The 14,354-nt window shown below is 45.2% G+C and carries 12 protein-coding genes; 5 read left to right on the top strand and 7 right to left on the bottom strand.

Translation table 11 applies throughout. The features are described 5' to 3' along the window. Positions 1-99: 99 nt before the first annotated feature. Positions 100-1,323, bottom strand: coding sequence for a DEAD/DEAH box helicase (locus ACRRS0_RS12160; protein WP_432452933.1), 1,224 nt, complete (start codon positions 1,321-1,323; stop codon positions 100-102). A gap of 253 nt (positions 1,324-1,576) precedes the next feature. Here ACRRS0_RS12160 and ACRRS0_RS12155 point away from each other — a divergent pair, with 253 nt between their 5' ends. Further along, on the top strand, positions 1,577-1,909 hold the full coding sequence (locus ACRRS0_RS12155; RefSeq protein WP_432452934.1) for a hypothetical protein: 333 nt from the start codon (positions 1,577-1,579) through the stop codon (positions 1,907-1,909). Between the two features lie 95 nt (positions 1,910-2,004). Then, positions 2,005-2,538 carry a nucleotidyltransferase family protein gene (locus tag ACRRS0_RS12150; RefSeq protein WP_432452936.1) on the top strand — a complete coding sequence of 178 codons (534 nt, stop codon included), beginning with the start codon at positions 2,005-2,007 and terminating at the stop codon, positions 2,536-2,538. 69 nt (positions 2,539-2,607) lie between these two features. Here ACRRS0_RS12150 and ACRRS0_RS12145 read toward each other — a convergent pair whose 3' ends face one another. From ACRRS0_RS12145 to ACRRS0_RS12135, 3 genes are all read right to left on the bottom strand, one after another. Continuing rightward, the gene (locus ACRRS0_RS12145) at positions 2,608-3,270 is read right to left on the bottom strand and encodes a dihydrodipicolinate reductase C-terminal domain-containing protein (RefSeq protein ID WP_432452937.1); all 663 of its coding nucleotides are present in this window, start codon (positions 3,268-3,270) and stop codon (positions 2,608-2,610) included. Positions 3,271-3,502: 232 nt separating this feature from the next. Then, complete coding sequence (locus tag ACRRS0_RS12140; RefSeq protein WP_432452938.1) at positions 3,503-4,264, bottom strand: transporter substrate-binding domain-containing protein; 762 nt, start codon at positions 4,262-4,264, stop codon at positions 3,503-3,505. 146 nt (positions 4,265-4,410) lie between these two features. Continuing rightward, entirely contained in the window at positions 4,411-5,175 is a 765-nt protein-coding gene (locus tag ACRRS0_RS12135) for a sulfite exporter TauE/SafE family protein (protein WP_432452940.1), read from the bottom strand. 163 nt (positions 5,176-5,338) lie between these two features. Between ACRRS0_RS12135 and ACRRS0_RS12130 the strand changes: the two genes are divergently transcribed. Continuing rightward, positions 5,339-6,136, top strand: coding sequence for a metallophosphoesterase family protein (locus ACRRS0_RS12130; RefSeq protein WP_432452941.1), 798 nt, complete (start codon positions 5,339-5,341; stop codon positions 6,134-6,136). Here the strand turns inward: ACRRS0_RS12130 and mepA are convergent. Next, positions 6,103-6,951: a penicillin-insensitive murein endopeptidase gene (gene mepA / locus ACRRS0_RS12125; RefSeq protein WP_432452943.1), complete on the bottom strand. Its 849-nt coding sequence runs from the start codon at positions 6,949-6,951 to the stop codon at positions 6,103-6,105. The genes ACRRS0_RS12130 and mepA overlap by 34 nt on opposite strands. Before the next feature lie 413 nt (positions 6,952-7,364). Between mepA and ACRRS0_RS12120 the strand changes: the two genes are divergently transcribed. Together ACRRS0_RS12120 and ACRRS0_RS12115 are read left to right on the top strand one after the other, a co-directional pair. Continuing rightward, positions 7,365-8,291 (top strand): dienelactone hydrolase family protein, encoded by a 927-nt coding sequence (locus ACRRS0_RS12120; protein WP_432452945.1) that lies wholly within the window; start codon positions 7,365-7,367, stop codon positions 8,289-8,291. A 1,280-nt stretch (positions 8,292-9,571) separates the two neighbouring features. After that, the gene (locus ACRRS0_RS12115) at positions 9,572-10,291 is read left to right on the top strand and encodes a FadR/GntR family transcriptional regulator (RefSeq protein ID WP_432452946.1); all 720 of its coding nucleotides are present in this window, start codon (positions 9,572-9,574) and stop codon (positions 10,289-10,291) included. A 226-nt stretch (positions 10,292-10,517) separates the two neighbouring features. On the opposite strand, the gene ACRRS0_RS12110 is transcribed toward ACRRS0_RS12115, so the two are convergent. Together ACRRS0_RS12110 and ACRRS0_RS12105 are read right to left on the bottom strand one after the other, a co-directional pair. Next, a complete protein-coding gene (locus ACRRS0_RS12110; RefSeq protein WP_432452947.1) occupies positions 10,518-11,165 on the bottom strand; it encodes a CDP-alcohol phosphatidyltransferase family protein in 648 nt (215 codons plus the stop codon). Between the two features lie 25 nt (positions 11,166-11,190). Continuing rightward, positions 11,191-14,250 carry an error-prone DNA polymerase gene (locus ACRRS0_RS12105; RefSeq protein WP_432452948.1) on the bottom strand — a complete coding sequence of 1,020 codons (3,060 nt, stop codon included), beginning with the start codon at positions 14,248-14,250 and terminating at the stop codon, positions 11,191-11,193. Between the last annotated feature and the right edge of the window lie 104 nt (positions 14,251-14,354).

Below are 14,354 nucleotides of genomic sequence, written 5' to 3'. Positions count from 1 at the left end.
TGGTCGCTAGACGCTGTCGTTTGCAATCACCGAGCTACAAAAAGGCCTTGTCAGTGACAAGGCCTTTTGCAACATTTAGTTTGTGATTGGCTCGCGGGTTTAGTGGCTGACTTTGTTTCTTGGCTTGTAATGCCCCGAACCCTTGTTTGATTTGGGCCGATAATTCAGGATAGAAATTGGCACTTCTTTTTTCGGCTCTAAGCCTTCAACGACCCGGCGTTCTATCAGCTGACCGAGGCGACTCTCAATCGAACAAAGGTTTCTAAAGTCATCTTTTGAGACAAAAGAGATCGCTTCGCCAACAGCGCCAGCCCGGCCGGTTCTGCCGATGCGATGAATATAGTCGTCGGCTTGATCGGGCAGATCATAATTGACCACACGACTTAATTCATCGATGTCGATGCCGCGCGCTGCAATACCAGTAGCCACCACAAACTGGACTTCACCAGATTTAAAATCGGCGAGTAACTTACTACGTGAGGCCTGGCTTCGGCCGCTATGAAAGGCTTCGGCTTGAATGCCACGCTTCTCCAATTGGCTCACCAGTTTGGCCGAGCCATGTTTGGTTTGAATAAAGATCAGCGCCTGTTGCCAGTTGTTATCAACGATCATCTGGCTGAGTAATGCCGACTTTTTGTCTTTGTCGACGGTAATTAACCATTGCTCGATTTTAGGGCTGTTATCCGCAGACGACGCCACATTGATTTCCAGCGGATTTTCGATAGTCGTTTTGGCTAAGCGCTTAATTTGTGGAGATAAAGTTGCCGAAAACAACAGACTTTGACGCTGCTCGGGCAGGCGCTGCAAAATTTTCTCAAGGTCGTCGATGAAGCCCATATCCAGCATTCGGTCGGCTTCATCGAGCACCAAAGTATCAAGTTGGTCGAAGTGCAGGGCTCGTTGATGGATCATATCCAGCAGGCGCCCCGGGGTTGCGACCAGAATATCTACGCCGTAGATTAGGGCTTGTTTCTGTGGTTCTGCGTCAACACCGCCAACCATTGCCAGTGAGCTGATTTCTAAATGTTTTGCGTAATGGCCAATATTCTCTTCAACCTGAACCGCCAGTTCACGGGTGGGGGTAAGGATCAGCACCCGAATCCGTTTACCGCGCAGGGGCGTTTGCGCTTTACTTAGTTTTTGCAAAATGGGCAATACAAAGCTGGCCGTTTTGCCGGTGCCGGTTTGCGCCGCGGCGAGCAGGTTTTTACCCGCTAAAATAGCCGGAATGGCTTGTTGCTGAATGGGCGTGGGCTGTTGATATGCACGCTCGCTCAAAGCTTGTAAGATCGGCGTACTTAATCCAAGTTTAGAAAATGGCATGAAGGGTCTCAGATGACGAACAATAGGGCCGCGATTAAGGCAAATAGCACTAAGCGCAGATAAGCTTGCGATTGTAGCACGAAGCGCGCGCTTTGCTTAGCGGGGCTAATACTTACTATATAAATACCCAGTTTAGAGAGATATTGCGAATCGTGCAGGGGATTATGTTCTTAGCCTCGATAAGGATGCTTAGTGGCGCGGTTAACTATTTTTTTATAAAATATATTTTCTTTTAATATCAAGGACGTTGTAAATGAATTATTTTGTTAAAAGCATTATTTCTTTGGCCGTTTTGTCTTTTTCTTCTTGGAATGCTCAAGCTCAGTGCGTTATGAACGAACAAGGGTATGTCGATATCGCAGGTTACTATGTTTGTACTGGGTATTGTCAGGTTTATGGTGGTGCCACTTATGTGACTCAGAATGCAGATAAAATTGTTTTGATAAATGAAAAAAGTCAAACGGCAACCGGAGAAATCGATCACTTGGGCGGTAATTCAACTGATTGGGGAGTAACATTTGAAATTACTAACAATTGTAAGCAAATTGTATTTTCTAATTCTACCATTTGGTTGAAAAATAAATAATTAGTCTTGTTGGTTGCGTTTTGTTTTAGCATCTCAGTCGTGAATACAGAAAGTAATCAGTTGTTATTCGTTAATATGTGAATAATTAGGTTCAAATGGAAACTATCATCCAGCTGCTGCAAAACGATCAACAACGTTTGCAGGCACTTGACTGTGTTCACCGACTTGGCTTGCCTCAGGGGTATTTAGCGGCTGGTTTTGTGCGTAATATGGTTTGGGATCATCTGCATCATAAACCAGTTGCTACGCCTCTCAATGATGTGGATGTGATTTACTTTGATGCCGAGGAGACGGATCCAGAAAGGCAGCTGAAACTTGAAGTTAAGCTTAGATCTTACATGCCCCAGCTTCACTGGCAGGTGCGCAACCAAGCCCGGATGCACCTGCGTAATCATGATCGACCGTACTTAAGTACTTTGGATGCAATGAGTTTTTGGCCGGAAAAAGAAACAGCGGTGGCGATCCGTAAAACTTCTCAAGGCTATGAGTGTGTTTCGGCCTTTGGCTTTGAGTCGTTATTTCAATTGAACATTACCCATAATCCTAAGCGGTCTCGTGAAGTCTTTGAGCAGCGAATACAGGCCAAAACGTGGTTGGCGCAGTGGCCTAAGCTAACGATTGAGGGGTAATTGGACACCGGTTTTGAATACTACGCGGATCTTTTGAGTTGAGCTTTATAGCTTTGGTTTACTCGTTATTTACAGCCATTCTTTTTCGATCAGTTCATGAATGGTATATAGGCGCTGCTCCAATTGGTGGTTCTCAATAGCGTGTATGACTTTTAAAACCCCCGATGCATAGGGAGAATCTCCGTACACCCGCGATTCCAAGGAGATGCTGCATGAACTATCTTGAATCGTTATTTGATGGACTGCGTGTCTGGATAGATGTTCCGAAGGAACTCCGCATAAGTGTTGCTGCTGTTCTGGATTTCTGATGGAGTGAATGTCCTCAACAGGCAGGTCGAATGCATTCGCTAAATAAACTGCAGTGCCCGGCACCGAGGTTTTTTCTGACTGATGCGATTCACTTAGTTGGATGTTATATTGTTGGAATTGTTGTCCGTGGTTTGAAATCATATGCATGAATTTGAGCATCAATATATTGATATTCGGACAGACTACTGCGCTAAAGTCGATAGCTATCTCCTCTATCTGCGATCCTGTTGAAAGCTCAACCAACACCGAATTTGTATTTCGGCAATAGGTCATGATTTCTTCGAGTTCTCTGCCTGAACCCGCATGTACAATAATCGCCGGGTTGTTGTTCGCTCTTTCGTGCCAAGCCTTCACTTGGTTAAACTGCAATTGACTGAGTAGCTCGTTTGCTAGTTTTCCATTCCCAACTACAAAAACATTCATATGATTTATATTGCCTATTTAATAAGGGATTACGCCGTAATCCGTTCTTGAAAATATTAGATCTGAATTTCTCGCTTAGTGTATAAAAAGCCGTGTCATGATTGATCCAGCTCCGCTCGAATAATGTTTGTGCTCTTAGCTTACATCAACGACTTAGGTGAACGTCTGGATGACAAGGCTCACCGCTTCATCGATGCTTAATGAAGCAGTGATTTTGAATTTTAATCAGCACTTATTTTAATGAGTTTTTCTTCATTAAATCCTGGTCGATACCTTTTAGTTTCATCTCATCCATGATGAAGTTAACAGTGTTCAGCAGGCGTTGTTCACCATCTGGGATCAGGTAACCAAATTGACTTTTGGTGAATGGATTGTCTTCGCGCACCGCTTCTAGTTTTTTATTAATCACTTGATAATAAAGAGCTTCCGGTGTTTCGGTTACCATCACGTCGATTTTCCCCGCTTCTAGAGCTTTGGGGACATCTAGGTTGTTATCAAAGCGTACCAAAGTGGCTTTACTCAGGTATTTTTCGGCAAATTTTTCGTTGGTTCCGCCAATATTTATCCCAACTTTAACTTCTGGACGGTTTACTTCTTCTAAGGTATCAAATAGAGAACCGCGTCCCTGAGCGACTAAGAAGCACTTGCCAAAAGTCATGTAACCTTGACTTTGTTCTGCGGCCATTTGACGAGAGATACGACGTGTAATGCCGCCCATAGCGATGTCATACTGGTTTTCATCTAAGCCCAACAGTAGGTTTTTCCAGGTGGTTTGAACAAATTTAACTTCTACGCCCATTTCATGGGCCAAGTGTTTTGCGACGTCGATGTCGTAACCTTTGAACGTTGCGCCATCGTAAAAAGAGAAAGGCTTGTAATCACCAGTGGTACCGACGGTGATGTAGCCTTGTTTTTGAATGTCTTGTAAACGGTCTGCTTGGGATGCTGCGCTGAACAAAAGGCTAACAGCTGTAATGAATGTGACGAGTTTCATAAATAGGAATATCCGTATAGTTGCGTTTATGTGTGTTGTATTAAGCCGAAAATTGAATTTCTCCGGTCTTTTTAGTTCGACGATATGAGTAAGTTTTATACAAGTGATATCAGCCTCACCATAGAGAGGGTGAAAGCATTCTAGTTCTAAGTCAATATCACGCTGAATATCATTTTTAGGGCGAGTCCAGTTAACAATGCTTTAATTAGCCATATGAGTCGCTGATTTCCGACCAGCCTGCGCATTTTGGTCCCTAAATAAGAGCCGAGTACCGAACCAAGCACCATGCTTATCAGTAAGTTAAGATGCTCAGTGTAGCTAAAGCCGATAAAGCCAAATACCAATATTTTAAGTAAATGACTAATCGTCATAAACATTGAACTGGTAGCAATCAGTTGGTTATGGTCGCTCAGCTTTTTGGCTAACACGCTGGTACCGATAGGGCCAGTTGCACCCACGACTAAACCCAATCCGGTTTGCAGGACACCAATCAGGTAATAACTCTCATATCGATTGATGAGGCGAGAAAACTTGCTGCTCCATAAGTTCAACACAATGTAGGAGCCTATAAGCGCAGGAATATATTTGCTGGGTAGATGGCTTAGTAGCAAGCCAAATAAACCAACGCCGAGGATTGAGCCAATTAAAAACGGGACGATGAGCGGCCACTGTACGTGCTTGAGCGAAAACAAACTTCGCGAGATATTGCTGGCGAGTTGTGTGACCCCATGAATGGGAATGATGGTACTTGGACTTAGGTATAAAGGCAGTACGGCAATCAATAACATGCCACCACCAAAGCCAAATATGGCGGCAATCAATGATGTAACTAAGGCGCTTAAGCCCAAAATAGACTCTGTTGACAAATGCTTAGCTTCTCTTTTTTGGGTTTGTTTGATGATACTAATCATTAATCCATTGCTCGTACAAGCTTCAGGTTTATCGCAATGACAATACTTTGCTGGTTAACTCTAGTGAATTTCTGATATAAATCTGTTACTTCATAGGCTTGCGGTAAAAACTTACCGGCAATCCCAGTTCGTCCATTAGGTTTAAGACACGGACGGGTATTGTTTGACTCGAGTTATTGAAGCGACCAAGTTGAATTTTAAAGAGGATGAGTTGATGCGAATTGCGGTATTGTCAGATATCCACAGCAATCTGTACGCACTTGAGGCGGTGGTGGCAGATATTGAGAGCCGAGGGGTTGATGTGGTGGTCAATCTAGGTGATATTTTATATGGACCGATTGCGCCTCGGGCGACTTACGAGCGCCTGAGGGAACTTGATTTTGTGACGATTTGTGGAAATCAAGATCGCCAGATTTATCAAGCAAGTGCTGCTGATTGCGCGACGAACCCAACGATGCAGTTTATTTTAGACGACTTAGGGCCTGAGCCACTCCAGTGGATGCAGCAGCTTCCTTTTGATCTGCAATTGAACGAGCAGGTTTATTTGTGTCATGCAAGCCCTGGGGATGACTTGATCTACCTCGTAGATGACGTGAGTCAAGGCTTTGCCCAGCTACGTTCAGAGCATGAAATATTAGCTTTACTCGAAGGGCAAACATCACCGTTAATTTTATGCGGTCATAGCCATACGCCAAGGGTGGTGAACATAGGGGAGCAGCAATTGCTGGTGAACCCCGGCAGTGTCGGCTTACAAGCTTATCGAGATGATTGGCCCAATTCACATGTGATGGAAAATTTTAGCCCGCATGCACGTTATGCCATTGTAGAGTTGACGGCGCAAGGTTGGACAGTGGCGCAATATCAGGTTGCCTACGATATACAAAAAGCTGTTGCACTGGCGGAGCTGCGCGGTCGCGATGATTGGGCCTATGCTTTGGTTTCGGGTCGAGCAAGTAATTGAGCGCATGGGGCTGGTAAGTCTACTTTAGGTTTGGGCTTTGCTGGGGGAGTGTTACGCAGAGTTGCTGGTTGCGTCAGTTGTTGTTTCCACCAAACCAGATCTTGACAGCCATTGCCTTCAGCTAAGGCCGTTTGTTCTTGGCACAGTGGTTGATCGATAGGGCAGTGAAGCCTGATGTGCATATGTTTGGTATGCCCCCACCAAGGTCGAATTTTAGCCAACCAGCGTTGTTTGGCTTGAGTGTGAGTGCAGAGCTGCTGTTTGATGACCGGATTAACGAAGATCCTCGCGACTCGCGGGTCTTGCGCGGCAATTTTTAGCATTTGCTGATGCGTACTTGACCAAGCAGATTCAAGTCGGAAGTTTTTTGAGTCAACTAAGTTGATAGGCCTAAGGTTTGTCTGTTGGGATGGCGTGAGTTTGTCCGTGGTGGTTTTAAACCAAATATCCACATCTAAGCCGATTTGATGACTACGATGACCATGACTAAATGGTCCGCCTCGCGGCATTGACATATCGGCAATGAGAATATTCTGCAGGCCCTTAGCTTTTAGCGTTTTGGCATAGTCTTGAATAAATCCGAGTAAGCTTGGATGACCATAATTGCGTCGACGTTCGGGGTAAACCACCCGATAGCCTTCACCGGTGAGCGCTAAGGGCTGGCCTCCGGCTAGACAACCTTGGTTATAGGCGCCTATGGCATTAGGGCTCCCATGTGAGGGGCTATTGATCTGCTCCCAAGGGTGACTGGCTGCCATCACGGAAACATTGACCATAACACTCAAGCTAATTACCAGTTTGAATCGCTCCAGCATATTGACTTGATTTCCTTTATTAGCGGTTGGTTCGCAAAGTTTAGCGCACTTAGCTAAGCGCGTACGGTATTGTTTATCGCAAACCATTTGATTTGATGGTTGAGGGATCTCTCGTGATAGTTTGCGCTTATTGCTTAGATCATTTATGTTGATATTTGGTTGGTAATTTGTAGCCAATGTGTTGTCTGATTTGTTGTGAAGCTGATCGTTGTGGTATGGGAGTACTTCAAGCCACTCTGTTTTGGGTGAAGGACAAGCAACATGCTTGGCGTTTATTAATGATTGCCGTTTGGGCAATCGATTGATGCTGAACCAGAGTAACGATTGTTGGTAAATGGAGATGCCGCAGCTCAGAAGCAACTGTGTGAGCCGTCGCATTGGATGCAAATTTATTTTTACGTGAGGGTATGATAGTGGCTCAATCTAATCAGTTTTCTAGCACAGCAGCAAGTATCGATGCTCAGTCTTACGCGATTCCCCAAGAGGCTTTTGACTGGTATGACGAATATGCACATGGCTTGATTGACCGGCGAACCTTTCTGGCGCGTTTGGCAAAGCTGACCGCTTTGGGTTTTTCTATGGCGATGTTGTCTTCGGCTCTACTTCCTAATTATGCCTTGGCTGAGCAGGTGTCGTTTAATGATCCCGAGATTAAAGCCGAGTATGTCTTGTTTGATTCACCAATGGGACATGGTGAAGGGCGAGGTTATCTGGTCACACCGAAGAATGCCGACAAACCGCTGCCGGTGATCTTAGTGATCCATGAAAACCGGGGCTTAAATCCTTATATTAAAGACGTTGCGCGGCGCTTAGCCAAGGCTGGCTATATTGCATTTGCACCCGATGCATTGCATACATTAGGCGGCTATCCGGGGAATGATGATCAAGGGCGTAGTATGCAAAAGTCCCTTGATAAAGGTAAAATTGAACAAGACTTTTTGGCCGCCGCCGTTTTTTTGAAGGAACATCCCGCCAGTAACGGCAAGTTGGGCGCGGTTGGTTTTTGTTTTGGTGGTTATGTGGTGAATATGCTAGCAGCAAGAATGGCCAAGCAGCTGAATGCAGGCGTACCATTTTACGGAACGCCATCCGCGAAAGAGCTTCGGTCAAATATTAAAGCGCCCTTGTTGATCCACCTGGCTGAGTTAGATAAACGGGTGAATGCTACCTGGCCCGATTATGAACAAGATCTGCTGGCGAACAAGGTTGCTTACCAGATGCATATGTATCAGGGGGCCAATCATGGTTTTCATAATGACTCCACTGGCCGTTATGACGAGCTGCAGGCCGAACTCGCCTGGAGTCGCACGCTAGACTTTTTTAAACAGCAATTGGGATAAAAACTTGAAGGCGCAACCTTGCTTGTGTTTGTGCCTTCTATTTGTCGCTACCGAAAAATACTTGCTTATTTTTCGGTAGCGAGGGTGTTGATCGGTTGTTAGTTTAGCTTCATCCGAACTGATTACAGAGCAGCAAAACCAATGTTTGAGCTAAGCTTTCAGTTTCAGCAGAAGTATAACGCAATGAATCGCCGTGACACCCAGTATGAAGGGGGTAATACCACTTTTTTGTCGGTCAAGTTGTCGCGTCTATCAAGCTATGCTAGATGAATTCGGCGTGTGGCGATATTTAACAAGCGACAATCGGTAACTAATTCAGCTGTCTATAATGGTTGTCAGTCACTCAGTGGCTTTCACCAGTAATATCGTCTTTTGTTTGGTAAAGCCCCTTACTCAATACATCATCAGGTGGTGATTCATATGACTCGTTTTTTATGTCATTTGGGCCGATGTACGCCTGCGCTTCGCAATGAGGTTTATGTTTATTGGTGTTTACCGCTCGGAAGATGCTTGAAACCGAGTTGAAGGGCTTCGCCAAATGCTTGAAGGCGCTTTAGATAAGCCGAGTAGCGAACTTGGCCAGCAGCTATGACGAGGTCGACAAGTGATACCTTATGGAGAAACCCGGAGTGATCAGCAACAAGCGGAGTATTTTATGATGCCAAAAGCGTGTCGAGCTGTTGCGGCCGCGAATGGCTAAAATAGAGTGAGTATTATCATACCTTGTCATTGGGTGAGCGGTGTTAAAGAGTTGCTCACTGGTTATACCGGGGTTTTTATCGAGAGTATTGGTCACTGCAGTACCAACAGGCCATCCTCAATATGGATTGAACTCCGCCATAAATTAATATTAACTTATTGTATTGCATATTGAGGGTGGGCTTTGGCTTCAAGTTTCTTTAATGGCTGATTGTGATTCACGGATAAGCAATGGCCAAACCCATTAAACACTCACCCGATGGCAATTTTCTTAGATTAAGTGAAGAGAGTTATAGCCGAAATAGGGCGTACTGATGATTTTAAAATTGGCTGTCAAATTAAACTTAATCATCATACAAGTAAGCTGATCTGTTACCAATTTTCGTAAAATTACGACTACGATTTGTGGATTCGGATTCACAAGTGTATTGAAAAAAATACAGTATTATCAAATTATTAAATCATTACCTATAGAGAAAAAATAAAATCATGCTACCGTAGTGACGCTTTAGTCATTATAGATGAGCGAGCTGTTTTCATATTTATTTTGGATTAAATCATAGGAAAGTATAAGGATCCCTATGGCTAGTGAATTTTCAACGATCGAAGGTGCTGCTCGGAGTTTGCACTTACAAGTGGCAAGAGAAGTTGCTAAAAGTATTTTATCGGGAGCACTTGCGCAACATAGTATTATTCCATCCGAGATGGAGTTGTGTGAACAGTTTGCGGTGAGTCGAACGGCCTTGCGAGAAGCGATTAAACATCTTAGCTCCAAAGGCTTATTGGAGTCGCGACCTAAGATTGGGACTCGAGTTAGAGCTCGAGAACACTGGAATATGCTCGATCCTCAGTTATTGAGTTGGATGTCTGGCCTGGGAATGCAACAGCAAGCAATGGATGAATTTATTGCTTTACGCCAAGCTATTGAACCACAAGCTGCGGCTTTGGCTGCAAAGAATGCCACGTCCCAGCAACGTAGTGCATTAACCGAAGCTTTTTTACAAATGTCGGCGGTCGCTAAAAAACAAGATTGGTCTGAATGGGTCGAGGCGGACTTGCGTTTTCATCGTTTAATCTATTTGGCGACCGGAAACTGCTTCTTTATTCCTTTCGCGAATGTCTTACAGGTGATGTACGTACATTACTTTAAATATGCTTCTCAGGATGGTCATACTTGTATGCCTGAACATACGGCTATTTATCAATCGATTATGGCTGGTGATGCAGAGCAAGCTCGACAGGCAAACCTTGCTTTATTAGCTTTGGGCCCACAGCAGTTGGCAAAAGGTGCTGTGGCTTAATCCTGGTGCTTATCTCAGGTCTTTATTGTAGATAGAGACCAATTCTCGTCTTTAGGAAATGGCGTAACCTTTCTCTATTTTGGGTTACGCTGAGCGTTCTGTCATAAAAGCGATTCTCAGGATCTTTCTTGTTCTTTGGTTTCGCCCATTCACTGTGATGTTTCAGCCTATAGGGATATGACAATTCAACAAAATAGACGGTAAACAAGCATAAACCGAGGCGTTTCTAGTCACCTGCCTTTGGAGTTTCTGGCCCTTGATTTGGTGAATCAATAAAAGTGGCCTTGGCTGCTAAGACCCGAGTTAATGTGGTGATGAAACACAGAGCTGCAAAACCTAGGGCCAAGGTGGGGAAATGCTCCGGATATATGCAAAAAATCAGGAATAAAGCGATGGTTTCACTACCTTCGGTGAGTCCTCCCAAGTAATATAAGGACTTGTGTGGATATACCGTATTCTCTATATCTCTTTTGGCGGCCATAATGGCAAAAGTGAGGAAACTTGAGCCAGTACCCATAAAAGTCCAGATGAGTACATTGGCTGCAATGGAATTTTGCTCAGGAGCGGCCAGAGCAAATCCCAAAACGACACCAGAGTAAAAGATAAAATCACAGACAATATCAAGGTAGCCGCCAAAATCGCTACAACCTTGACGCCTTGCCAATGCGCCGTCTAAACCATCGAATATACGGTTGAGTATGATCAAGCCTAAGGCCCAATCATAGTGTTGAAAGGCCAACATAGGAATGGCTGCTAAGCCGAGCACAAATCCGCTGAGGGTGATTTGGTTGGCATTCAAACCCGCCTTATCTAAATGCTTGGCGACGTAGTCCAGTGGTGCTTTAATCAGTTTTACGGCGTAGCGATCTAACATAGATATCCTATTGTTCAGCCTTCATTTAACGAAAGTCGCGGGAGTGGATCGATAAATCGGCCAATAGCCATGAGCAATCCTCTAACTTTCCGGCGATAATATGCAATACATTATCACAGCGTTCTAAGCGCCCTGTCACTTTAAGTAAGCGAGATGAAATAAGCGCTTTACGCTGAGCTTTGGCGGTTGCTGGCCAGACTATCACATTGCTATTACCAGTTTCATCCTCTAGGGTGACGAAGGTGACATCGGCCGTTGCCCCTGGGCGTTGACGTCCTACCACTAAACCAACGACGGTAACTAATTGACCGTGTTGGCAGCCTTGTAATTGCAATTGTGACAAACAATTTTTTAGGGCTTGGTGTTCGCGCAACAGCTGCAGAGGATGGTGGCGTAAACTCAGGTTAGTCGTGAGATAATCTTGGGTGATACCTTCAATTTCACTCGGGACAGGCAGTTGCACTTTTGCCTCAGAGGGCATTGCAAATAGCGGTAGATCTGGCTCGATACCACTCATTTTCCAACGTGTTTGATGGCGATGACCGGCAAGACCCGCGAAAGCATCGGCTGAAGCTAAGGCGTTTAAACTACTTTGGTCTAAGCAGGCGGTGATTTGCGCCAGATGAGTGAAGCCTTGAGCGGGGCGCTGTTGTAGCAAGCGATTGATCTTATGTCGATTTAACCCTTTGATTTGTTTTAAGCCTAAGCGGATCGCTCCCTTAGCTGCGCTTTGGTAATCTAGGTGATGCTCCCAAGCGCTGTGGTTAATGTCGATTGCTAAGATGCTAACCCCATGGCGTTGAATATCTTGTATCAGTTGACTAGGACTATAAAATCCCATTGGTTGGCTATTGAGCAATGCACAGCAAAAGGCGGCGGGTTCGTGACACTTTAACCAAGAAGAAATGTAAACCAACAGAGCAAAGCTGGCGGCATGAGACTCCGGAAAACCATATTCACCAAAGCCCAATATTTGTGAGAATAAGCGTTCGGCAAAATCGAGTTGATAGCCGCGACTAAGCATACCGTTGATTAATTTATCTTTAAAATAGCGGAGCTTACCATTACGTTTCCAAGCGGCCATCGCGCGACGTAATTGATCGGCTTCGCCGCCACTAAATCCGGCCGCGACCATCGCTAATTTGATGACTTGTTCTTGGAAAATTGGGATCCCGAGGGTTCGACTTAATACCGATTCGACCTCTGGGCTAGGATAGCTAACGGCTTCTTCTCCGTGACGTCGTCGTAGGTAAGGATGCACCATATCGCCTTGGATGGGGCCGGGACGTACGATGGCGACTTCGATCACTAAGTCGTAATAGCTTCTGGGCTTTAAACGCGGCAACATACTCATTTGTGCTCGCGACTCGATTTGAAAAATCCCAATGCTGTCGCCACGACATAACATATCGTAGGTGCAAGGGTCGTTCTGTGGAATGTCGCTCAGGCTAATACGGCGCTGTTCCCGTTCACTCAAACTCCTCAGACAGCGGCGGATCGCGCTTAGCATGCCAAGCGCGAGAATATCTACTTTCATTAAATGTAGTGCTTCTAAATCATTCTTATCCCACTGAATAATCGTGCGTTCGGCCATGGCAGCATTTTCAATCGGCACTAAGTCACAAAGTTGCCCTTGCGCGATAACAAATCCCCCGACGTGTTGCGAAAGGTGGCGCGGAAAGCCCCGTAATTGTTCCACTAATTCGGCAAAGTGATGTACGTGAGCGGCGGGTAGTGAGCCAGATTTAATAATCTTTTCACGGGTGTTGGAACTTTTATCGCGCCAGTCGATATGATGGTTGAGACTATGCAGAATATGTGCAGGGATCGCTAAGGCTTTGCCGATGTCATTGATGGCGCTACGGGTTCGGTAGGTCACAATGCTGGCAGCAAGAGCCGCGCGGTCACGACCATATTTTTGGTAGATATATTGGATCACTTCTTCACGGCGTTGGTGCTCAAAATCAACATCAATGTCGGGTGGCTCATCTCGCTCTTTGGAGATAAAGCGTTCAAATAATAAACCTGCTTGCTGGGGATGAACTTCGGTAATATATAAACAGTAACAGACCACCGAATTAGCGGCTGAGCCTCGCCCTTGGCACAGGATCTGTTGTTTCCGTGCGTAATCGACGATGTCATAAATGGTTAAAAAGTAATGCTCGTAGTTGAGTTCGCTAATTAAGGCTAATTCGTGGTCAATCTGTTGACGGATCTCGTCCGCTAAGGTTTTACCAAAACGTTTTTTTGCCCCCCGTTCTACGAGTATTCGTAAGTAGTCTTGGGCAGTGTAACCCTTTGGAACACAGTCTTTTGGGTATTGGTAACGAAGCTCATTTAAACTGAATTGACATTGTTCTGCCAATTCACTGCTTAGTGCTAGTTCTTCTGCTCGGTAACGCTGCTGTAGTTGTGGCCATCTTAAAAGGCGGCGTTCGGCATTGGGGGAGAGTAAAAATCCAGCCTGTTGTACACAGGTATGGTGGCGGATCGCATCGAGCACATCGGCCAGCTTTTTCCGCTTGGCGAGATGCATGCGAGGATTCATGGAGGCAACACAGCGAACTTGGTTAGATTTTGCTAAGTGGCGGTAGTCATTAAGCTGTTGACTGGTTTCGGTTAAATCATTGTGCAATAGCAGATATAGCGGTTGTTTTCGGACTGTTTGTAGCTGGTGAAGCTGGGCTGTCGTTAGTTGTGGCGTAGCTTTTATGAGCAGTATGCAGTTGTCTAAGTCTTTTTCAAACTGACTCAAGTTGAGTTGGTAGTGACCCTTATGACTATTTTTTCTAGCTGCTGTAATCAAGCGACAAAGCTGTTGATAGCCTTGTAGATCTTTGGCAAGCAACACGATTTGGCATTGTTCCTGACAAGTAAATTGGCTACCAATGAGCAGTTTGATCCCGAGTTGAGTCGCTTGTTGGTGGGCGCGTACAACACCACTTAAGCTACATTCGTCGGTGATGGCAATCGCTTGATATTGATATTGCTGGGCCTGTTCGACCAACTCCTCAGGGTGGGACGCGCCATATAAAAAACTAAAGTTACTCTGAGCATTGAGTTCGGCAAAAGGAATCGTATTCATCTTACTGCTTGTCTATTTCTGGTAATGATGGGACCGCAGCTTGTATGAGGCCGAGTCTGTGTGATGGCGTCATAGATAAGCCGCTAAAATAAACGAGGTCTGTT

It is taken from the genome of Agarivorans sp. QJM3NY_29 (assembly GCF_050870835.2).
Taxonomy (GTDB): domain Bacteria; phylum Pseudomonadota; class Gammaproteobacteria; order Enterobacterales; family Celerinatantimonadaceae; genus Agarivorans.
This window is presented reverse-complemented; position numbering and strand designations above follow the sequence as displayed.

Coding starts and splice junctions, on each gene's coding strand:
- ACRRS0_RS12150 (WP_432452936.1), top strand. CDS start 2,005: ATGGAAACTATCATCCAGCTGCTGCAAAACGATCAACAACGTTTGCAG.
- ACRRS0_RS12145 (WP_432452937.1), bottom strand. CDS start 3,270: ATGAATGTTTTTGTAGTTGGGAATGGAAAACTAGCAAACGAGCTACTC.
- ACRRS0_RS12110 (WP_432452947.1), bottom strand. CDS start 11,165: ATGTTAGATCGCTACGCCGTAAAACTGATTAAAGCACCACTGGACTAC.
- ACRRS0_RS12160 (WP_432452933.1), bottom strand. CDS start 1,323: ATGCCATTTTCTAAACTTGGATTAAGTACGCCGATCTTACAAGCTTTG.
- ACRRS0_RS12140 (WP_432452938.1), bottom strand. CDS start 4,264: ATGAAACTCGTCACATTCATTACAGCTGTTAGCCTTTTGTTCAGCGCA.
- ACRRS0_RS12105 (WP_432452948.1), bottom strand. CDS start 14,250: ATGAATACGATTCCTTTTGCCGAACTCAATGCTCAGAGTAACTTTAGT.
- mepA (WP_432452943.1), bottom strand. CDS start 6,951: ATGCTGGAGCGATTCAAACTGGTAATTAGCTTGAGTGTTATGGTCAAT.
- ACRRS0_RS12135 (WP_432452940.1), bottom strand. CDS start 5,175: ATGATTAGTATCATCAAACAAACCCAAAAAAGAGAAGCTAAGCATTTG.
- ACRRS0_RS12115 (WP_432452946.1), top strand. CDS start 9,572: ATGGCTAGTGAATTTTCAACGATCGAAGGTGCTGCTCGGAGTTTGCAC.
- ACRRS0_RS12155 (WP_432452934.1), top strand. CDS start 1,577: ATGAATTATTTTGTTAAAAGCATTATTTCTTTGGCCGTTTTGTCTTTT.